Source organism: Nocardiopsis alborubida (assembly GCF_012396365.1).
Classification (GTDB): Bacteria; Actinomycetota; Actinomycetes; order Streptosporangiales; family Streptosporangiaceae; genus Nocardiopsis; species Nocardiopsis alborubida.
Window position 1 is genome coordinate 1 of the sequence record NZ_JAAXPG010000055.1, and the last position, 19,516, is coordinate 19,516.

The 19,516-nt window shown below is 72.4% G+C and carries 17 protein-coding genes and 2 pseudogenes; 10 read left to right on the plus strand and 9 right to left on the minus strand.

Annotation, left to right across the window (positions count from 1 at the left end):
* The 4 genes and pseudogenes from HGB44_RS30990 to HGB44_RS31005 all read right to left on the minus strand — a co-directional run.
* Positions 1 to 192: pseudogene (locus HGB44_RS30990) on the minus strand (hypothetical protein); the annotation flags it as partial.
* A 194-nt stretch (positions 193 to 386) separates the two neighbouring features.
* Positions 387 to 1,310: an aminoglycoside phosphotransferase family protein gene (locus tag HGB44_RS30995; protein WP_061080861.1), complete on the minus strand. Its 924-nt coding sequence runs from the start codon at positions 1,308 to 1,310 to the stop codon at positions 387 to 389.
* Positions 1,311 to 1,528: 218 nt separating this feature from the next.
* On the minus strand, positions 1,529 to 2,650 hold the full coding sequence (locus tag HGB44_RS31000; protein WP_061080860.1) for an endo-1,4-beta-xylanase: 1,122 nt from the start codon (positions 2,648 to 2,650) through the stop codon (positions 1,529 to 1,531).
* A gap of 18 nt (positions 2,651 to 2,668) precedes the next feature.
* A complete protein-coding gene (locus HGB44_RS31005) occupies positions 2,669 to 3,922 on the minus strand; it encodes a cytochrome P450 (protein WP_061080859.1) in 1,254 nt (417 codons plus the stop codon).
* Between the two features lie 333 nt (positions 3,923 to 4,255).
* Between HGB44_RS31005 and HGB44_RS31010 the strand changes: the two genes are divergently transcribed.
* Positions 4,256 to 6,121: a serine/threonine protein kinase gene (locus HGB44_RS31010; RefSeq protein ID WP_061080893.1), complete on the plus strand. Its 1,866-nt coding sequence runs from the start codon at positions 4,256 to 4,258 to the stop codon at positions 6,119 to 6,121.
* A 27-nt stretch (positions 6,122 to 6,148) separates the two neighbouring features.
* On the opposite strand, the gene HGB44_RS31015 is transcribed toward HGB44_RS31010, so the two are convergent.
* Positions 6,149 to 7,084: a sucrase ferredoxin gene (locus tag HGB44_RS31015; protein ID WP_061080858.1), complete on the minus strand. Its 936-nt coding sequence runs from the start codon at positions 7,082 to 7,084 to the stop codon at positions 6,149 to 6,151.
* Positions 7,085 to 7,406: 322 nt separating this feature from the next.
* On the opposite strand from HGB44_RS31015, the pseudogene HGB44_RS31020 reads away from it, so the two are divergent.
* Positions 7,407 to 7,682 (plus strand): annotated as a pseudogene (locus HGB44_RS31020) (aldehyde dehydrogenase family protein); the annotation flags it as partial.
* A gap of 135 nt (positions 7,683 to 7,817) precedes the next feature.
* Here the strand turns inward: HGB44_RS31020 and HGB44_RS31025 are convergent.
* Together HGB44_RS31025 and HGB44_RS31030 are read right to left on the minus strand one after the other, a co-directional pair.
* Positions 7,818 to 8,597: an SDR family oxidoreductase gene (locus tag HGB44_RS31025; protein WP_061080856.1), complete on the minus strand. Its 780-nt coding sequence runs from the start codon at positions 8,595 to 8,597 to the stop codon at positions 7,818 to 7,820.
* A 74-nt stretch (positions 8,598 to 8,671) separates the two neighbouring features.
* Positions 8,672 to 9,727, minus strand: a complete 1,056-nt coding sequence (locus HGB44_RS31030; protein ID WP_061080855.1) for a LysR family transcriptional regulator — start codon at positions 9,725 to 9,727, stop codon at positions 8,672 to 8,674.
* Positions 9,728 to 9,797: 70 nt separating this feature from the next.
* Between HGB44_RS31030 and HGB44_RS31035 the strand changes: the two genes are divergently transcribed.
* The 5 genes from HGB44_RS31035 (at position 9,798) to HGB44_RS31055 (ending at position 14,271) form a co-directional block, all read left to right on the plus strand.
* Complete coding sequence (locus tag HGB44_RS31035; RefSeq protein WP_061080854.1) at positions 9,798 to 11,051, plus strand: MFS transporter; 1,254 nt, start codon at positions 9,798 to 9,800, stop codon at positions 11,049 to 11,051.
* A 192-nt stretch (positions 11,052 to 11,243) separates the two neighbouring features.
* Positions 11,244 to 12,194: a ring-cleaving dioxygenase gene (locus HGB44_RS31040; RefSeq protein ID WP_061080853.1), complete on the plus strand. Its 951-nt coding sequence runs from the start codon at positions 11,244 to 11,246 to the stop codon at positions 12,192 to 12,194.
* Complete coding sequence (locus tag HGB44_RS31045) at positions 12,191 to 12,823, plus strand: alpha/beta hydrolase (RefSeq protein WP_061080852.1); 633 nt, start codon at positions 12,191 to 12,193, stop codon at positions 12,821 to 12,823. Before HGB44_RS31040 ends, HGB44_RS31045 begins: the two co-directional genes overlap by 4 nt.
* A gap of 173 nt (positions 12,824 to 12,996) precedes the next feature.
* Positions 12,997 to 13,173: a hypothetical protein gene (locus tag HGB44_RS31050; RefSeq protein ID WP_210752410.1), complete on the plus strand. Its 177-nt coding sequence runs from the start codon at positions 12,997 to 12,999 to the stop codon at positions 13,171 to 13,173.
* 330 nt (positions 13,174 to 13,503) lie between these two features.
* Positions 13,504 to 14,271, plus strand: coding sequence for a sulfite exporter TauE/SafE family protein (locus HGB44_RS31055; protein ID WP_061080850.1), 768 nt, complete (start codon positions 13,504 to 13,506; stop codon positions 14,269 to 14,271).
* Positions 14,272 to 14,311: 40 nt separating this feature from the next.
* On the opposite strand, the gene HGB44_RS31060 is transcribed toward HGB44_RS31055, so the two are convergent.
* Positions 14,312 to 15,112 carry a GNAT family N-acetyltransferase gene (locus HGB44_RS31060; RefSeq protein WP_210752411.1) on the minus strand — a complete coding sequence of 267 codons (801 nt, stop codon included), beginning with the start codon at positions 15,110 to 15,112 and terminating at the stop codon, positions 14,312 to 14,314.
* A gap of 173 nt (positions 15,113 to 15,285) precedes the next feature.
* Positions 15,286 to 16,293 carry an ABC transporter substrate-binding protein gene (locus HGB44_RS31065; RefSeq protein WP_061080849.1) on the minus strand — a complete coding sequence of 336 codons (1,008 nt, stop codon included), beginning with the start codon at positions 16,291 to 16,293 and terminating at the stop codon, positions 15,286 to 15,288.
* Between the two features lie 141 nt (positions 16,294 to 16,434).
* On the opposite strand from HGB44_RS31065, the gene HGB44_RS31070 reads away from it, so the two are divergent.
* Genes HGB44_RS31070 through HGB44_RS31080 form a run of 3 tightly spaced genes read left to right on the plus strand, consistent with a single transcriptional unit; the run spans position 16,435 to position 19,392 of the window.
* Positions 16,435 to 17,469 (plus strand): FecCD family ABC transporter permease, encoded by a 1,035-nt coding sequence (locus tag HGB44_RS31070; protein ID WP_061080848.1) that lies wholly within the window; start codon positions 16,435 to 16,437, stop codon positions 17,467 to 17,469.
* Positions 17,466 to 18,557, plus strand: coding sequence for a FecCD family ABC transporter permease (locus HGB44_RS31075; protein WP_061080847.1), 1,092 nt, complete (start codon positions 17,466 to 17,468; stop codon positions 18,555 to 18,557). Before HGB44_RS31070 ends, HGB44_RS31075 begins: the two co-directional genes overlap by 4 nt.
* A 19-nt stretch (positions 18,558 to 18,576) precedes the next feature.
* Positions 18,577 to 19,392: an ABC transporter ATP-binding protein gene (locus HGB44_RS31080; protein ID WP_168444227.1), complete on the plus strand. Its 816-nt coding sequence runs from the start codon at positions 18,577 to 18,579 to the stop codon at positions 19,390 to 19,392.
* The last annotated feature ends 124 nt before the right edge of the window (positions 19,393 to 19,516 follow it).

Sequence of the window (19,516 nt, forward strand, 5' to 3'; positions counted from 1 at the left end):
CTCACGGGTGCGCCCGGTGATGTCGGAGCCGCGGCGGCCGACGAACGTGGTGTCGGTGGGGAGGAGGCGGGCTCGTCGTTGGCGTAGGGCGGGGATCATGTCGGGGGTGATGGAGGGGGTGATCTCGTCGCAGAGGAGGGTGAGGGCGGCGGCGAGTTCGGGGTCGAGTGCGGGGCGGGGCGGGGTGGTCACGGTGGCCTCCGGTGTGGTGTGTCGTGCGTCACCATTGTCGGGGGCGGGTGCGTGTGCGGGGCAGTGCCGTGTGGCGGGTGTGTGCCGCCGTGCGGCGGGGTGTGCTCGGGTGGGCCCGGGTGCCCGGGGCCGCCCCCGGCGGTGCCCGGGTGCGAGGGGTTCTCGTGGCCGGGGAGGGCCGGGGGCGGTGGTGGTTATGCGCCCAGGGCCTCGGCGATGGTGACCGGTACCCGGGGCAGGGTGTGGTCGCCGTCCTCGATCGCCCAGACGCATTCCTGGAGGACGCGGACGAGGGTCCAGGCCCGTGCGCGGTCGCGGGGGATGTGGGCGGCCTCGGAGACCAGGTCCAGGCGGCGGCGGGTCTCCTTGCGGGGGTCGCCGGTGGCGAGGGCTTCGTCCCAGCGGTTGTGCAGGGTGGGGAAGAGGTCGAAGCCGGGGTCTCCGGCGAGGGGTTTGGGGTCGATGGCGAGCCAGGGTTCGCGGTCGGTGCCGGGCAGCGGGGCGAGCACGTTCTGGAAGTGCAGGTCCCAGTGCAGGAGCCGGTCTCCGGCTTCGGGGGCCATCTCGCGGGCGCGGGCGGTGAGTGCGCTGATGCGGTCGCGTTCGTGTGCGGTGCGCAGGCGCGGGGTGAGGAGGTGGGCCCGGGTGGCCATGGTGCGGGTGGTGTCGGCCAGGGTGCGCATGCCCTGGGGTGCCCGGTGGGAGGTGAGGCGGGCCAGGAGGGTGCCGATGGTGGTGAGGGCCTCGTCGATGGGGACGGGGTCGAGTGTGCGTGTGGGGTCGAGGGGTTCGAGGAGCATGGCGCCGGTGTCGGGGTCGTGTTGGAGGAGGCGTACGGCGCCGTCGCCGGCCCAGGTGCGCAGGGCGTGGGGTTCGCCTTCGCTCTCGGCGTCCACGGGTTGGATCTTGAGCATGGCGGTGGTGGCGTCGGGGCGTCGTACGGGGATGACGAGGGCGACCATGCCGTGCATGGGTGTTCCGGTGGGCTGGAGGTTCCAGTGCCGGAGTTGGCGTTGGGTGAGTGCGGGCAGTGCTTGGGTCCACTCGGGGCCGAAGAAGCGGTCCAGGAGGGGTGCGAGGGCCTCGGGGACGCGGATCGGGGGAGTGTCGTCGTGCATGTGGTGTTGTCCTTCGTCGTCTTGTGATGGCTGGTGACGAAGGGCACCTGGGGGACCACGGGTCTAACGCATACCGAACACCTCGTCGTTGTGGGTCTGGGGTTCGACGGTAGCGGGTGTGTGGGGGTGGCGCATCTGGTGTGGGAGGTGTGTCGCCGGGCGGTCGTTGGCGGTGGTGCCGCCGGGGTGGTCGGGTTGTCCGTGCCGGTTTCGTGTTCCTAGTGTGCCGGGGGTTGTGAGGGTCTGCGGGAGAGGGCCTGGACCATGGCGTTGAGTGCCGGTTTGGGGGTGTAGGAGTCGTCGAAGGGCAGTGCGGCGGTGTAGCCGGGGAACCACTCGGGGATCCAGGAGTGTTCGTCGCTGACTCCCCACACGGACACGCGTACGCAGCGGGGGACGTCCAGGCAGGCTTCGATGACCTGTTCGTACTCGCGGGCCTGGTTCTGGAGGGCGCCCTGGGGGACGGGTTCGGGGATGCGCACGTCCAGTTCGCTGATGCTGACCTCCAGGCCCAGGTCGGTGAAGCGGCGCATCTGTTCGGCGAGGTCGTCGGGGACGTGGCCGTGGATGAAGTGGCTCTGGAAGCCGATGCCGTGCAGGGGGACGCCGCGTTCGAGCAGGGTGGTGGCCAGTTGGTACAGGGCGTCGGTCTTGGGGCCGCCGCCCTCGATGCCGAACTCGTTGATGTAGAGGCGGGCCTGGGGGTCGGTCTCGTGGGCCATGGTCAGGGCTTCGGCGATGTAGTCCTCGCCCAGGACCTGGTGCCACAGGTTCTGCCGTAGGCGGGGGCCGCTGTCCTCGAAGGGTTCGTTGATGATGTCCCAGGAGGTGACGCGTCCCTGGTAGCGGCCCATGAGGGCCTGCATGTGCTCGCGTATGACCTGGCGCAGTTCGTCGGGGGTCCAGGTGCCCTGGGCGAGCCAGGCGGGTTGTTGGTTGTGCCAGAGCAGGGTGTGGCCGTGGACGGTGAGGCCGTTGCGTTCGGCGAAGTCGACCACGGTGTCGGGGCCGCTCCAGTCGAAGGTGTGGCGCTGGGGTTGGACGTACTCCCATTTCATGGTGTTCTCGGCGGTGAGTGAGGTGTAGTGCTCGGTGACCACCGATTGGTATTCGCGGTCGTGTACGAGGGGGTTGACGGCTACGGCGACGCCCAGGTCGATGTCGCTCTGGCGGGCCAGTCGGGGGAGTTGGCCGGCGCTGTCGGACTCTGGTTGGGCGGGCAGGGTGAGGACCAGGATCGCGGTGACCAGGAGGATGACCGCGCACAGGGCGGCCGCGGTCAGCAGGGCTCCGCGTCCGCGGGTGAGCGAGCGCCATGGGGAGGATGCCGTGCTGCGCATCTGGTCGGCTCCCACCTTCTACCGGGTGCCCGTGGTGACGGGGAAGGCCGACAGGGAGCGTACGACGGTGGTGGGGCGGCGGGTGGGGTGGGCGGTGGGTCGCAGGTGTGGGAGGCGTTCGGCCAGGGCGCGCAGGGCGATGCGGCCCTCCAGGCGGGCCAGGGGTGCGCCCAGGCAGTAGTGGATGCCGCTGGAGAAGGAGAGGTGGTCGGCGGCGTCGGGGCGGGTGATGTCGAAGCGGTCGGGGTCGGTGAAGCGTGCGGGGTCGCGGTTGGCGGATCCGATCAGGCACATGGCGTAGCCGCCGCGGTGGAGGGGTTGGCCCTGGACGGTGGTGTCGGTGTGGATCCAGCGGCTGGTCATCTGTACGGGTGAGTCGAAGCGCAGGATCTCCTCCACGGCGCCTGGTGCCAGGGAGGGGTCGGCGACCAGGCGTTCCCATTGTTGGCGGTGGCGCAGCAGGGCCATCACCCCGTTCCCGATCAGGTTCACGGTGGTCTCGAATCCGGCGATTAGCAGCAGGCGGCACATCGTGCGCAGTTCGGTCGCGGTGAGGTGGCCGTCGTCGGCCTGGGTGAGCAGGGTGGAGACGACGTCATCGCGGGGGTCGGCGCGGCGTTGTTGCATGAGCCGGGTGAACAGCAGGTCCAATTGTGCCGTGGCCTGGTGGATGCGGCGCAGGTGACTCGCCGAGCGGGCGCCGTCCAGGGCGCTGCCGATGGCCTGGCCGATGCGGACGAACTCGGCGTCCTCGGAGGCGGGGACGCCGAGCAGGCGGCTGATGACGGCGATGGGCAGGGGTTGGGCGAAGTCGCGCATGAGGTCGAAGCGGCCTTTGGCGGTGGCCCTGTCCAGGAGTTCGTGGGTGATCTTGGTGATCTCGGTTTCGTACTCGCCCATGCGGCGGGGGCTGAAGGCGGGGCGGGCGAGTTGGCGCAGGCGGGTGTGTTCGGGTGGGTCCTGCATGAGGAAGGACAGGTCCAGGACGTCGAACTGTTGGGGTGGTGTGGTGCCGTCGGGGGGTTGGACGCCGAACTCGCGTCCGCGTAGGAGGGCGCTGACGGCTTGGTAGGTGTTGGCGGTGCGGAAGCCGAGTTTGCTGGTGGCGAAGGGGCCTTGGGTGCGCAGGCGTTGGTAGTTGGGGTAGGGGTTGTCGCGCCAGGGGTAGTGCAGGAGTCTGCTGGGGTGGTCGCCGGTCTGGGCGGCGGTCCAGGAGGCCGCGTGGGCCAGGCGCAGGTGGGCGTCGGTGCGCAGGGCGTCGGGGATCTGCATGGTGTGTTCTCCTGTCGCGTTCTTTTCGACCCTAGGCGGGTGGGGGGTGCCTGGTCATGTGGGTTGGTGACTTGGCCGTGTGCGGTCAGGGGGGAACTTTGCGGGGTGGTTCGTCGTTGGGGTGCGGCGTTGGTGTGTGCCGGGTCGGGGCTTGGTTTTCGGGGGATTGGTGGGGTGTGGGGGCACACGCCGGGGTTTGTGGGGGGAGGCTGGGGGTGCGCCCGCCGATAGGTTGGGGGCAGGCGTCTTTCCGGCGGGTGCGCGGGCACCGGGGGAGGCGGTGGTCATCCTCTGGCACCCGGGGGTGGCGGAACGTCGTGTGTGGAGGCTGTAGTGTCCCTTAGGCTCGATCCCAGTGACCCGGAACGTATCGGTCGGTATCGGCTGATCGGCCGTTTGGGCTCTGGCGGCATGGGCCAGGTGTTCTTCGGCCGCTCCGCCGGGGGTCGGGCGGTGGCCGTCAAGCGCGTTCATCCGCACATGGCGGCCGACGCCTCCTTCCGGGAGCGTTTCGCCCGTGAGGTCAACGCCGCGCGTCAGGTCAGTGGTGCGTTCACGGCGCCGGTGATCGACGCGGGTCCCGATGACGAGGTGCCCTGGTTGGTCACCTCCTATGTGCCCTCCCTGCCGTTGGACACGGCGGTGCACGACCACGGTCGGTTGCCGGAGGAGAGTGTGCGGGTGCTGGCTGCGGGTCTGGCGGAGGCGTTGGCCGACATCCACCGGGTGGGTCTGATCCACCGTGACCTCAAGCCCGGGAACGTGTTGTTGGCCGAGGACGGGCCTCGGGTGATCGATTTCGGTATCGCCCGTGCCACGGACGGTACGGCGGCGACGCAGTCGGTGATCGGCACGCCGGGGTTCATGAGTCCGGAGCAGGTGCAGGGGGAGGCGCTCACCCCGGCCAGTGACCTGTTCGCCTACGGTGCGGTGTTGGCCTATGCCGCGGCGGGCACGGGTCCCTTCGGTGAGGGCAGTATGCCGACGATGGTCATGCGCATCATCAGTCGTGAGCCGGATCTGTCGGGTGTGCCCGAGTCCCTGCGTCATCTGGTGGCCGCGTGTTTGTCCAAGGATCCTCGTGGTCGTCCGGGTCCTGGGGAGATCCTGGACTATCTGGGTGATGTGGCCACGGGTCCGACCTGGTTGCCCGCGGCGGTGATGCGGGGGGTGCAGGAGCAGGTGGCCAAGGTCAACGGGGCGTTGGCGGCCGCGGCCGGGGACGCGCGCGCCACCGGTCAGCATCAGCGCACGGAGGTGTTGGGTCAGGGTGGTGCCGCCGCTGTGGGTGGTGCGGCGGGAGCCGCGGCCGGGGCGGGTGTGTTCGGTGATGAGGCGGCCACCCGGGTCACGCCGCAGGTGCCGGGGCACGAGGGTGGTGCGACCTCGGTGTTGGGTGAGCAGCAGGGGTATGGGGCCACGGCCCGTTTTCCCGGGGCGCAGCAGGTTCCGCCGACCGCCCAGTACGGTCAGGGCGCCACGGCTTACGGCCAGGAGGGGGCCGTCCATGGTCAGGGCGGTGCTCCTTACGGGCGGGAGGAGACCTCGGGTCACCGGAGGCCGGACCGGCCCAGCCAGGAGGACGCCTACGCCGACCTGTACGGCGGGCGGCGTGAGCCGGCCGCGGATGCGCACCGTCAGCAGCAGGAGCAGTTGCGTCAGCAGGAGGAGCAGCGCCAGCGCCGGATGGAGGAGCAGCAGCGCCATCAGGACGAGCAGCGCAGGCGGGTGGAGGAGCAGCAGCGCCAGCAGCAGGAGCAGCGGTTGGAGCAGCGTCGCCGTCAGGAGGCCGAGCGCGCCCACCGTGAGCGTGTGCGGGCCGAGCAGGAGGCGGCGCGCCGGGCCCAGAGCCAGGCGCGCCATGCCGACCAGCCGGGCCTGTGGGGTTTCGTCAAGCTGTTGCCGTTGTTGGTCATTCCGCTGATCCAGGTTCCGCTGGGGTACGGGGCGGCGTTGGCGTGGGCGTGGTTCACCACCGAGACGCAGGTGTGGACGGGTGCGCCCTATGCTTTCGAGCCTTTTCGGTGGGAGTCGTTCTGGCACGCGATGATGTTGGGGTACTTCATCCTCAACAACCTGGTGTCGTTGGAGTATCTGGTGCGGTCGTTGCGTACGTCCTTCGTCACCGGTGCGGTGTTGGCGTTGGGGGCGATCGCGGCGACCAACGGTCTGCTGTACAGCTTCGGTTTTTGGGGCTGATCCCGGCCGGGGTGCGGGTGGGGTCTCTCAGGTGTGTGAGGGGGCTGGGGCGTGGCGGATCTCGGTGACCCGGTGGTGTAGGGGGCGGCTGGGGGTGGGTGCGGAGCAGGTGGCCGGGCATGGGGGTCCCTGCTCGGTGGTCACCGAGACCGTGTACAGGCCGCCGTCGTGGCCCAGGGTGACGCGGGTCCCGTCTGGGCTGTGCTGTTCGTCCAGGTGGGTGATCGCGTCCACGCCTGTCGTGCCCAGGCGGGTGCGCAGTGCGGCTTCGGCGGCCTGGACGGCGTTGGAGTCGCTGCATCGGCCCCGGTAGTTGTGGGGCAGGACGAGGCCGCGTTCGAGGGCGTCGACGGTGCGTACGGCCGTTGCGGGGTCCAGGCGGCCGAAGTAGAGGCCGTGGGGGAGTGCGACCAGGTTGGCGGCGAAGCGGTCGCCGCCCACGTGCGTGGTCTCCCACACCTGGGCTCGGCCGCCGGTGAGGGCGGCGGCCACGGGGCGGCCCAGGATCGCGCAGCAGGGGTCCTTCTTGGCGTGGGTGCACACCAGGTACAGGGTGTGGTCGACGGGGGTGCCGAAGGTGGGCGGGTGGGGGTGTTCGGCGGCGGTGAGGTCGTATGCCAGTAGTTGGGCCGGGTCGGTGAAGTCGATGCGGCGGACCCAGGGGTGGGTGCGGCTCACGTGGGCGAGGTAGGCCCGTCGGGTGGTGGGCTGGGTGCGTGTGTGGTCGCCGGGGCGTTTGATGAGCTGGGGTTTGATGTCGTGGCCCGTGAGGTGTTGGGCCAGGCGTGAGATGGTGGCGGGGTCCAGGCCGGGGCTGGTGAAGGCGGGGTTGCGCCAGGGGCCGTTGTGTTCGATGAGTAGCCAGCCGGTGGTGCGTCCGGCTGTTGCGGTGATCTGTTCTCCGGTGTAGCGGGCCAGGGCCGAGCAGCCCCGGCTGCCGTCGGGGGCGGTGGGAAGCCGCACGGGTGGTGTCCAATCGGGGTGGGTGGCGGGTGGACGTGAGGGGCGTCGACCGGGGGTGGGTCGTGCGCCACGGATGTCGCGAAGGTTAGGTTAGCCTATCCATCCCGCGGGGGTGTGTGTCCCGTGCTGGCGGTGTCGGGTGGGCGCGGGCGACCGTGTTCGCTTCAACTCTCAACTGTTGACAGCCGGACGAGGCCTGTCCCAGGATGAGGCGCCGAGGGCGGGTCCCGCGGTCCGGGTTCCGTCCTGATCCGGACCGCGGGCCCGTCCTCGGCCCACGTGGCCGGTGCTCCACACCTGGGGCAGGCCGGTGTAGCCCTGGATCGACGAGCTGGTGGAGTTGGCCAACTCCACCGAGTACGGGCTGGCCCTGGGCGTGCTCACGAGCAACCCCCTGCGGGGGATGGAGATCGCCGACCGGGCGCCCAGCGGCATCGTGCACATCCAGACCGTGGACGATGAGGCGGTGGCCCCCTTCGGCGGGGTGGGCGCCTCGGGTACGGGTTCGCGGTTCGGGGGGACCCGCGCCAACCTGGAGGCGTTCACCGAGACCCAGGGGGTGACGGTGCAGGCCGACCCGGCCCGCCACCCCTTCTAGCGCGGTTGGCCGGCCCGCCCGATTCACCGTGATCGTGTGCCTATGGCGAGTCTCGACGGTCCAACCTCGCTATAAGTACACGATTGCCCCAGGCCAGGGCCCTTGTGGCACACCAGGGCCGTTTCCGGTCCGGGGTCAGGCGGAGATGCCGCCGTCGCTCGTCAGCAGCTGGCCGTTGACCCACCGCCCCCGGGGCGAGCACAGGAACTCCACCAGGTCCGCGGTGTCCTGGGGTGTGCCCAGGCGCCCCAGCGGGGTGTGCCGCACGCACTCGTCCTTGGTCTGCTCCGACATCCAGCCGGTGTCGACGGGGCCGGGGTTGACGACGTTGGCGCTCACCCCCAGGTGGGCCAGCTCGCGCGCGCAGGAGAGCACGATGCGGTCCAGGGCTCCCTTGCTCGCGCCGTAGGGCAGGTTGCCCACGGTGTCGTCGCTGGTCATGGCCACGATCCGGCCGGTGCCGTGTTCGCCCGCGAAACGCAGGCCGAACTCGCGGACCAGCTGCCAGGTGGCGCGCGCGTTGACCGCGAAGTGCCGGTCGAAGCTGTCCACGGTGGTCTCCAGCAGCCCGGAGTCGACCGACTCGCAGTGGCACATGACGAGTGCGCTCACCGGGCCCAACCGCTCCTGGACGGTGTCGAAGACGTGTGCGGCGGTGGCGGTGTCGGCCAGGTCGGCCTCGATCGCCACGGCGCGGGCGCCGTGCCCGGCCAGGGCGTCCAGGGTGGAGCGTGTCGCGTCCGGTTCGGCGCCCCAGCTCATGCGGGCGTCGTAGGCGCTCCAGTGGGTGAAGGCCACGTCCCACCCCGAGGCGGCCAGGCGGCGGGCGACGGCGGAGCCGATGCCGGCGGTGCGGCCCACCCCGGTGACCAGGGCGACGGGGCGGGGTGGGGCGGGCGGTGGTGTGTGCGTCATGGGGGTGATGATCGCGCGGTCTTCGCGCGGCGCGCCAGTGGTTTTCCCCGCCGGGGCCGGGTGCGGGCGCGTTCTCACCCGGTCAGGTCGGGGATCACGCGCGGGCCCACCCGCTGCACGTGGTCGCGAAAGAGCGCCACCGCCGGGGGTTCGTAGCCGCCGCCCGAACCCTGCTGGGGCCAGACCACCCCGATGGGTCGGCGTGCGTCCACGCCCTGGATTCCCAGCTCCACCGTCCCGCTCAGCGGCCCCTTGGGGCGCGCCGGGAGCACCGACACCCCCAGCCCCGCCGCCACCAGCCCGCGCGCTGTGGCGATGTCGTCGGCCTCGAAGGCCACCCGGGGTGTGAGTCCCGCCCGTTCCACGATGCGGTCGGTGAGGTGGCGCACGCCCCGCCCCGGTTTGAGCAGGATGAACTCCTCGCGCGCCGCTGCGGTCACCGCCACTCCCGGCGGCGGGGCTTCGTCCTCGCCCTCTGCGTCGCCGTCCGCTCCCCGCCCGGTGTCCGCGCGCCCTGCCCGCGCTGTCTGGTCCCTCGCCTGGCGTCTTCGGTGTTGCTGTGCCAGCGCGTGTGTTTCGGGCACCACCAGGCGCAGCACCTGGGTGTGCAGCGTCGCCGCCGCCAACCCCTGTCCCGAGGGCAGGGGCGAGGTCAGCGCCAGGTCCGCGCCGCCCGTGGTGAGCCTGTGCAGCGACTGCGACCACGGTTCCTGGGTGAGGGAGAAGCGCACCCCCGGGTGCTGGGCGCGAAAACCCCTCAGCAGCGCCGGGACCACCTCCACCCCCAGTGTGGGCAGGAACGTCAGCGCCACCCGCCCCTCCTCCGCTCCGGTCAGTTCGGCCAGGCCCTGGCGCAGGTCCGCCAGGGCCCGTTCCACGTGCGGCAGCAGCAGCCTTCCGGCGCGGGTCAGGCGCACCCCGCGCCCGGTGCGCTCCACCAGCGCCATCCCCAGTTCCTCCTGCGCCCGGGCCAGCGCCCGGCTCAGGGTCGGCTGGGGCATGCCCAGCGCCTCGGCGGCCTGGGTGATGTGCTCGGTCGCGGCGACGGCCGCCACCATCCGCAAGCGGGGTGCCAGTACCTGTGCCAGGGCGTCCGCGTCGAGGCCGTCGTCGTGCTCGGTCCGTTCCATGCGTTCCAGTATGGATCAACGGCAAAGCATGCATTGGACGTATGAAACCGGTCTTTCTAGCGTGGGCGGTATGACCCTGACCAGCGCCTCACCGCCCGATCACGACACCCGCCCCCGTGCGGGCTCCGGCGCCTACCGGCGCACGGTCCTCGCGCTGGTGGCCGCCGCCGTGGCGACCTTCGCGCAGCTGTGGTCGGTCCAGCCGATCCTGCCCGCGATCGCCGACGGTTTCGGCGCCTCGGCCTCCCAGGCCGCGCTCGCGGTCTCGCTGGCCACCGGCGGCCTGGCCGGGTTCACCCTCGTCTGGAGCGGGGCGGCCGACCGTTTCGGGCGGGCCCGCGTCATCGGTGTCTCCCTGCTGGCCGCGACCCTGTTGGGCTGTGTGATTCCCTTCGCCGGCGACCTGTGGACGCTGCTGGTGCTGCGTGCGCTCCAGGGCGCGGCCCTGGGCGGGGTGCCCGCCGCGGCCGTGGCCTACCTGTCGGAGGAGATCCACCCCGCCGACGCCCCGCGCGCCACGGGTCTGTACATCGCGGGCAACCCGCTGGGCGGGATGGGCGGGCGCCTGCTGGCCGGGTTCGCCGCGGACCTGGGCGGCTGGCAGTGGGGGATCGCCGCCAACACCCTGCTGGCCCTGGTGGCGCTGGCCGTGTTCGCGCTGGTCCTGCCCCGTGGGCCGCGCGCGGCCCGGCCCGCCGCCCCGGGCGGTGCCGGCGCCGCGGCGTCCCCGCCGGGCGACCCGGGCGGGGCCGGGATGGGCGCCCGCCTGCGCGCCGCGGTGGCCACGCCCGGCCTGGTCGCCCTCTACACGCAGGCCTTGTTGCTCATGGGTGCCTTCATGACGGTCTACAACCTGTTGGGTTTTCGCCTGATGGCCGAGCCCTTCGGGCTCTCCCAGGCCGCCGCCTCGCTGCTCTTCCTGTCCTACACCGCCGGGATGCTGGGGTCGGCGGTGGCGGGGGGCGCCACCGCGCGCTGGGGCGGGTACGCGGTGCTCACCGCCGCCACCGCGGCGATGGCCGCCGGGCTGGGCGGGATGTTCGCCACGGCCCTGCCGGGTCTGCTGGCGGCCCTGCTGGTGATGACCTTCGGTTTCTTCTGCGCGCACGCCACCGCCTCGGCCTGGGTGGGCACCCGCGCGGTGCGGGGTCGGGCCCAGGCCATGGCGGTCTACACCCTGGCCTACTACCTGGGGTCGAGCCTGTTCGGCTGGTTGGGCGGCCTGGTCTACGACACCGTGGGCTGGGGCGGCGCGGTGGTCTTCGCGCTGGGGTTGTGCGCGGCGGCCGCTGTGGTGGGTCTGCGCCTGCGCCGCCTGCGGTAGGGCCCGGCGGGGGCGGCGTTTTCGTCCGTGCCGCGCGCCGGCGCCGTGCGCGACACGGGCGGCGCGGCGGGCGGTGTGCTTGTCCTGGGGCCGGCCCGGGGAGAGGGTGGGGGGAGGAACGGGCCGCCATGGTAGTTTAAATTTAAACTACATTGGCAGGTGTCCGGCGAACTTCGACGGAGGGTGAGGGACATGGACGTGCGCCCCGCGGGAATCCACCACGTGACCGCGATCGCCAGCGATCCGCAGGCCAACGCCGACTTCTACCTGCGCGCCCTGGGCATGCGCATGGTCAAGCGCACGGTCAACTTCGACTCGCCCCAGACCTACCACCTCTACTACGGCGACCGCGCGGGCAACCCCGGCACCATCATGACCTTCTTCCCCTGGCCCGGTGCGCCCCGCGGGCGGGTGGGCGCGGGCCAGGCCACCACCACGACCTTCTCCGTCCCCGAGGGTTCCCTGGGCTGGTGGGCCCAGCACCTGGCCGCCCTGGGCGTGGAGGCCACCCGCCCCGCCGAGCGCGGCGAGGAGGACGTGTTGAGCCTGCGCGACCCCGACGGCCTGGTCATCGAACTGGCCGCCAGCGCCGACCACCACGACACCGACCCCTGGGACGGGGCGGCGGTGCCGCCCGAGCACGCCATCCGCGGCATCCGCGCCGTCACCCTCACCGAGCAGGACGTGGAGGGCACCGTCCAGATGCTGGGCGACCAGCTCGGTTTCCACCTGGCCGAGGAGAGCGGGGACCGCACGCGTTTTCACACCAACGCCTCCGGTCGGGGCGTGGGCACCATCGTCGACGTGGTGGCCGACCCCCGTGCGCCGCGGGGCCTGGTCGCCGCCGGAACCGTGCACCACGTGGCCTACCGCGCCCCCGACGGCCCCGTCCAGGAGGCCTGGCGCCAGCGGCTGGAGGAGGACGGCGTGGGTGTGACCGAGGTCCGCGACCGCTGCTACTTCACCTCCGTCTACTTCCGTGAGCCCGGCGGCGTGCTGCTGGAGATCGCCACCGACGGCCCCGGGTTCGACTACGACGAGCCGCTGCTGGAACTGGGCCGCTCGCTCAGGCTCCCGCCGTGGCTGGAGCCCGACCGCGAGCAGATCGCCGCCCACCTGCCCGCACTGGAGGTCGACCGGTGAGCGGTGTCGACGACTTCGTCCACGTCTTCACCCCCGCCACCGCGCCGGGCGCGCCCACCCTGGTGCTGCTGCACGGCACCGGCGCCGACGAGCACGACCTGCTGCCGCTGGGGCGGGCCCTGGCGCCGGGCGCGGCCCTGCTCTCACCGCGCGGCAAGGTGGACGAGAACGGGATGAACCGCTGGTTCCGCCGTCTGCGCGAGGGCGTCTTCGACGTCGAGGACCTCATCGAGCGCACCGCCGAACTCGCCGCCTTCGTCACCGAGGCCGTCCGCGCCTACGACCTGGACCCCGAGCGGATCGTGGTCAGCGGGTTCTCCAACGGGGCCAACACCGGTGCCGCCCTGCTGCTGCTCCACCCGCACCTGGTGCGGGGCGCCGCCCTGTTCGCGGCCGGGGCTCCGCTCCAGGGGCGCGAGCCCGACCCGGTGGACCTGTCGGGGGTGCGGGTGTTCCTGGGCTCGGGCGTAGCCGATCCCGTCACCACCGTGGACCAGGCGCGCCTGCTGGCCGACCAGCTCCGCGAGCGCGGGGCGCGGGTGCGCTCCGAGGAGCACCCCGGGGGGCACCAGGTGGCGCCCCGTGTGCTGGAGCGGGCCCGCGCCTGGTTCGAGCACGCCCGGTTCTGACCCGGGCCCGTAAGACCGCGGCGGCGTTCCCTGACCCCGGGCGCCGCCGCTTCGCGTGTCGTGGGTCGCGTGCCCCTGTTATGTGAAAAACAGAGCGCGACACTCACCCGCATGGATACCATCGGCGATGAAATGCGCACCCAAAGTGACATGGAGTGGTTTTCGTGTGCTTGATGCAACGTGCCCTGGCCGGTACCGCCGCCGGTGTCGTCCTTGCCACCGTCCTGCTGGCCAGCGCCGCCCCGGCCTCGGCGGACTCCGTGGCCACCGGGTCCTCCCGCCCCCTGCACTTCTTCAGTGACGAGGGCTTCCTCGACGACATCATCGACAACATCACCATCATCGTCTGAGCAGCGGCCCCGCAGGCCCTGTCGCCGGCTTCGCCACACGTCCACGAGGTCGTCCTCGCCCTTCCCCCGGGCGGGCGTCCAAGAAGCGGGGCCGGGCGGGCACGGTGACGCACGGCGGGTTCACCCCTTCCTCGTGAACCCGCCCGCGCGCCCCTGCGGCCGTGCGCGCCGACGCACGGCCACCGCTGGTCCAACGGTTCCAAGGGTTCTGACGGTGAAGGACACCCTGGGACAAAACACACCCCGGGGTGCAGAGTAGGCTTCGTGCGTCAGCCATCCCCGCCACGAAAAGAACCCATGATCACCTCTTCCCTCGTGCGGGCGCGGTAGATGGACCCCGAGATCCTCGGCCTGCTCCTGCTGGTCGGCGTCGCAGCGGGCTGGGTCGACGCCGTCGTCGGCGGAGGCGGCCTCCTGCTGCTGCCCGCCCTGCTGGTCGCCGCGCCCACCACACCCCTGGCCACCCTGCTGGGCACCAACAAGCTCGGCGCCGTCTTCGGCACCACCTCCGCCGCCCTGGCCTACGCCCGCAAGGTCAGGATCGACCGCCGCGTGGTCGTGCCCACCGCGGCCCTGGCCCTGCTGGGCTCGGGGCTGGGCGCGGCCATGGCCGCCGCGCTCACCGCCGACGTGCTCAAACCCGTCATCATGGTGGTCCTGGCCGGGGTCGCCCTCCTGGTCTACTTCCGCCCCGCCATGGGTGTGGAGTCCGACCGGCGCCTGCGGACCCGCAACCGCGCCCTGGCGGTCGTGGCCATCGCGGGCCTGGCGGTGAGCTTCTACGACGGCCTCATCGGCCCCGGCACCGGCGTCTTCCTCATCATCGCCTTCACCGCCGTGGTCGGCATGGACTTCGTGGAGGCCTCGGCCTCGGCCAAGATCGTCAACGTGTGCACCAACCTGGGGGCGCTGGTCGTCTTCGGCCTGGGCGGTCACATCGACTGGCTGCTGGGCCTGGGGTTGGCGGTGTGCACCATCATCGGCGCCCAGATCGGCGCGCGCATGGCCCTGCGGCGGGGCTCGGGGTTCGTGCGCGCGGTCCTGCTCGTGGTCGTCATCGCCCTGCTCGTGCGTATGGGCTGGGACATCTTCACCTAGCCCCCCGGGGCGCGGGGGGGGCGTGCGCCGCACCCCGCGGTCAGCTCCGCAGTCCGTAGAAGTGCACCGGCGAGTTCGCCGCGAAGCCGATACGCGGATACACGGGCGCACCGGCCTCGGTCGCGTGCAGGACGGCGCGGGTCAGGCCGCCGGCCCGCGCGCCCTCGTACAGGGCCTTGCGTGTGACGGCCTCCCCGTAGCCCCTGCGCTGCCACCGCGGCGCCGTGGCCACGAGCGCGACGAACAGGCGGTCCCGCGCCCGCACCGTCGCGGCGCACGTCACCGCCACACCCTCGCGCACGCCCAGGTAGGCGTGGGCCCGGCTCTTCCACAGGGAGGATCCGAGGAGCCCGTCGCGGCCGTCGCGCAGCGCGAAGCCGTAGGCGCGTGAGTTCAGGTCCGCGTAGGAGCGCAGGTGTTCGTCGGTGCTCACGCGTACGAACGTCAGGTCGGGGTGGGAGGGCTCGGGCAGGGGCGGCAGGTTCGCGGCCATGCCGGTGCCGGAGAAGGCGTGCTCCAGGCCCGCCCCGCGGGCCGCCTCGCGCAGGTGCGCGCGTGCCCGAGGGCCGAGCAGGTCCTCGAAGAGCCACAGGAAGCCGGGGTGCCTCTTGGCGCGCATGATCTGCGCCGCCCGGTCCAGGGTGCGCTCGAGGTCCGCCGCGTCCGTGTCGACGCCGGTCAGTGTGACGCAGTTCCAGAAGGCGAACCGGCAGTCGGCCCAGCGCACGGCCAGGCCCGGCAGGTCACGCACATCGGCGTGCGCGTCACGGTCGAGTACCAGGTCGCGCCAGACCAGCGCGAGCTGCTCCATCGACTCGATCGACTCGGTGCGATCCTTCAACACGCCCCCTCGGCAGGTGGGGCCCGGCAGGGGCCCGTCGAGCGCTGCGCCACGCGGCCGGTCCGGCGAACGGGTCTGGCCGGAGCGGGCGGGTGCGCGCGGCTCGCCCGTACACGATGGCGTGCGGGTCCGGGGTTACCGGCGGGTTCGCCCGATCCGTGACCTTGCGGTCGTCACACCGCGGGTTCGGCCCGTCCGGTCAGCGCCTCCGTCACGTCCTGGACGATGCGGTGCGCGGCGTGGTGGTTGGCCGCGCCCCACACGTCGTGGTCCATCCGGTACACCCGCTCCTCCCGCACCGCCTGGAGGTTGGACCACACGCCCTCGGAGAAGGTGCGGGGCGCGTCGGGGTAGCCCGATCCGGCCAGGACGAAGACCGCGTCGCCGTCGGCGCGCTCCAGGTGTTCATAGCCCAGGGCGATGAAGTCGCTCTCGCCCTCGGCCCGGCGCTGGCCCTGGGGGCGGGCCAGACCCAGGTCCTGGACGACCTGTCCGGGGAAGGAGGCGGGTGTCTCCAGGCGTATCTCGCTCCGGCTCTGCAACCGCACCAGCGACACCTCGGTGGCGGCCGGGTCCACTCCGGCCCCGGTGATCTGCTCGCGCGCCCCCGCCAGGGCCGCCTCGTACCCGGCCACGGCCTGCTCGGCCTGGTCGGAGGCGTCCAGTACGGCGGCGACCTGGTGCAGGTGCTCGCTCCAGGAGCCGGTGCCCTCCCACTCCAGCAGCACCGTCGGTGCGATCGCCTCCAGGTTCGGGAGCATCCGCGCCTGGGCGCCGGAGCGGGTGTGGACGCCGATGATCAGGTCCGGTGCGGTGTTGGCCAGCGCCTCGATGTCGACGTCGTCCTCGGCGGGGGAGTTGGTCACCAGGGTCAGCGCGTCGCCGTCGGCGCCCGGGGGCAGGAAGGGGGCCAGGCCCTGTTCGGGTGCGCCGGGGGCGCCCATGGTCGCGGCCACGTCGTGTCCCAGCAGGGTCGCGGCGGCCAGGGTCGGTCGCCACAGGACGGCGACGCGCTGGGGTGTGGCGGGGATCTCCACCTGCCCGTTGGCGGCCTGCACGGTGCGTGTGGGGCCGTCCTGGCGCGGTTGGGGGGAGGGTGGTGTGGCGCATCCGGACAGGGTCAGTGCCGCCAGGGCGGTTAGTGTGGCCAGGGCACGCGCAGGACGCGACAACTCGGGCATAACAGGCACCCTTCCGTGCGAACGGGATGAAGGTAAGGCTAACCTGTCCGGGGCGGCACGCAGTTCACCGGTGCCACCCCAAGGCTGCACCCCACCAGGTCAGCCCCGCCCACCGCCCACGCGACAACGAACGGGGAAGCCGTGACCCTGCGCGCCCCCACCCTGACGCGCCCCACCCTCACCAGGCGCATCATCCGCCCCCTCGGGCTGGTCACCGCCCTGGGCCTGCTCACCCTGTGCGCCCTGCTCAGCGTCACCGTCGGCACCAAACCCATCCCCGCCGCCGACGTGTGGGCCGCACTGACCGCCTACGACGGCTCCTACGACCACGACGTCATCCGCAGCCTGCGCGTGCCCCGCACCGTCCTCGGCGTCTTCGTCGGCGCCGCCCTGGGCCTGGCCGGAGCCCTCATGCAGGCCCTGACCCGCAACCCCCTGGCCGAACCCGGCATCCTCGGCGTCAACTCCGGCGCCGCCGCGGCCGTGGTCGTCGCCGTCGTCGCCTTCGGCGCCACCGGCACCGGCTACGTCTGGCCCGCCTTCGTCGGCGCCGCCCTGGCCGCCGTCGCCGTCTACGCCCTGGGCTCACGCGGACGCTCCAGCGCCACCCCCGTACGCCTGGCCCTGGCCGGAACCGCCGTCGCCGTCGTCCTCCAAGGCCTCATCCACGGCGTGTTCGTCCTCAACGAGTTCGTCTTCGACCGCATCCGCTTCTGGCAGGTCGGCTCCCTGGTCGGACGCGACCTCGACGTCTTCTGGCAGGTCGCGCCCTTCCTCGTCGCGGGCATCGTCCTCACCCTGTGCCTGGGCCCCTCCCTCAACGCCGTCGCCCTGGGCGACGACCTCGCCGCCACCCTGGGCGCCAACATCCCCCTCATCCGCGCCGCCACCGCCGTGGGCGTCATCCTGCTGTGCGGCGCCGCCACCGCCGCCGCGGGCCCCATCTGGTTCGTCGGCCTGATCATCCCCCACGCCGCGCGCCTGATCACCGGCCCCGACCAGCGCTGGCTGCTGCCCTACTCCGCGGTCCTGGGCGCCGTGCTGCTCACCGCCGCCGACACCCTGGGCCGCGTCATCGTTCCAGACGCCGAACTGGAGGTCGGCATCATCACCGCCTTCGTCGGCGCCCCCCTGTTCATCGCCCTGGTCCGCAGCACGAGAATGGCCCACCTGTGAGCCGCACCCTGACACCGCGCCGCCCGAAGGCGACCTCGCGCACCACACCTCGCGGCTCCTTCGCCCTGCGCCTGTTCGGCGAACGCCTGTCCCTGCTGGTGCGCCCGCGCGCCCTCGCGGTCGCCGCCGTCCTGACCGTGTTGAGCACCGCCGCCCTGGTCGTCTCGGTGGCCGTGGGCGACTACGAGATCCCGCTCGGCGCCGTGCCCGCCGCGATCTGGGGCTACGGCGAACGCCTGGACGTGTTCTTCGTCCAGGGCGTGCGCCTGCCCCGCGCCCTGACCGCCATCGGCGTGGGCGCCGCACTGGGCATCGCCGGAGCCGTCTTCCAGAGCCTGTCGCGCAACGCCCTGGGCAGCCCCGACATCATCGGCTTCACCGGCGGCGCCGCCACCGGGGCCGTCGCCGTCATCCTGCTCTTCGGCGCCGGACGCCTGGGGGTGTCCCTGGGCGCCATCGCCGGGGGCATGCTCACCGCCGCCGCCGTCTACCTGCTCTCCACCAAGAACGGCGTCCAGGGCTACCGGCTGGTCCTGGTCGGCATCGGCATGGCCGCCATGCTCGGCGCCGTCCGCGACTACCTGCTCACCCGCGCCGAACTCACCGAGGCCCTCAGCGCCCAGATCTGGATGATCGGCAGCCTCAACGGCCGCGGCTGGGCCGAGGTCGCGGCCGTGTGGATCTGCCTGGCCCTGCTGGGGCCGGTCCTGCTCGCCCTGGGCCAGCGCCTGCGCTTCATGGAACTGGGCGATGACACCGCGCGCGGCCTGGGCGTGCCCACCCGCTCCACCCAGCTGATCGCCCTGGCCGCCGCCAGCGCCCTGACCGGCGCCGCCATCGCGGTCTCGGGCCCCATCGGCTTCGTCGCCCTGGCCGCACCCCAGCTGGCCCGGCGCCTGACGCGCACCGGCGGCACCACCCTGGCCGGATCCGCGCTCATGGGCGCCGCCCTGCTGGTGGTGGCCGACCTGGTCGCGCTGCGCGCCCTGGCCCCCACCCAGCTGCCCGTCGGCGTGGTCACCGCCGTCATCGGCGGCAGCTACCTGATCTGGCTGCTCTACACCGAATGGCGCGGCGGACGTGCCTGACCGAGACAGAGGAAGAACGTTGACCAGTCCCGACCACTCCGCCTCCCGCCTCAACGGACGCGACCTCACCCTGGCCTACGACCAGCGCGTCATCTCCCAGAACCTGGCCGTCACCATCCCCGACAACTCCTTCACCGTGATCGTGGGACCCAACGCCTGCGGCAAGTCCACCCTGCTGCGGGCCCTGTCGCGCACCCTCAAGCCCGCACACGGCCACGTGCACCTGGACGGCAAGGCCATCAGCTCCTACCCCGCCAAGGAGGTCGCCCGCCGCCTGGGGCTGCTGCCGCAGACCTCCATCGCCCCCGACGGCATCGGCGTGGCCGACCTGGTGGCCCGCGGCCGCTTCCCCCACCAGGGGTTCCTGCGCCAGTGGTCCAAACAGGACGAGGCGGTCGTGGCCGAGGCCATGGCCTCCACCGGGGTGGCCGAACTGGCCGAGCGGTCGGTGGACGAGCTCTCGGGAGGGCAGCGCCAGCGCGTGTGGCTGGCCATGGTCCTGGCCCAGCAGACCCCCCTGCTGCTGCTGGACGAGCCCACCACCTACCTCGACATCGCCCACCAGATGGACATGCTCGACCTGTGCGCGCAGCTGCACGCCGAACGCGACTACACCCTGGTCGCGGTCCTGCACGACCTCAACCACGCCTGCCGCTACGCCACCCACCTGATCGTGATGAAGGAGGGCGCCATCGTCGCCGAGGGCGACCCCTCCACCGTGGTGACCGCCTCCCTGGTCGAGGAGGTCTTCGGCCTGCCCGTGCGCATCATCGCCGACCCCGAGACCGACACCCCGATGATCGTGCCCGTCGACCGCCGCGGCGCCACCCGCTGACCCCCGCCCCCGGCGGCCCGGCAGGGCGGCCGAAGGCCCGCTCCAGGGGGCGCAGGCGGGGCAGGGGCGGGTCCCGCGCGCGGCGCCGCCCCGACAGGCACACCTCGGCCCCCGGCACGCGGTG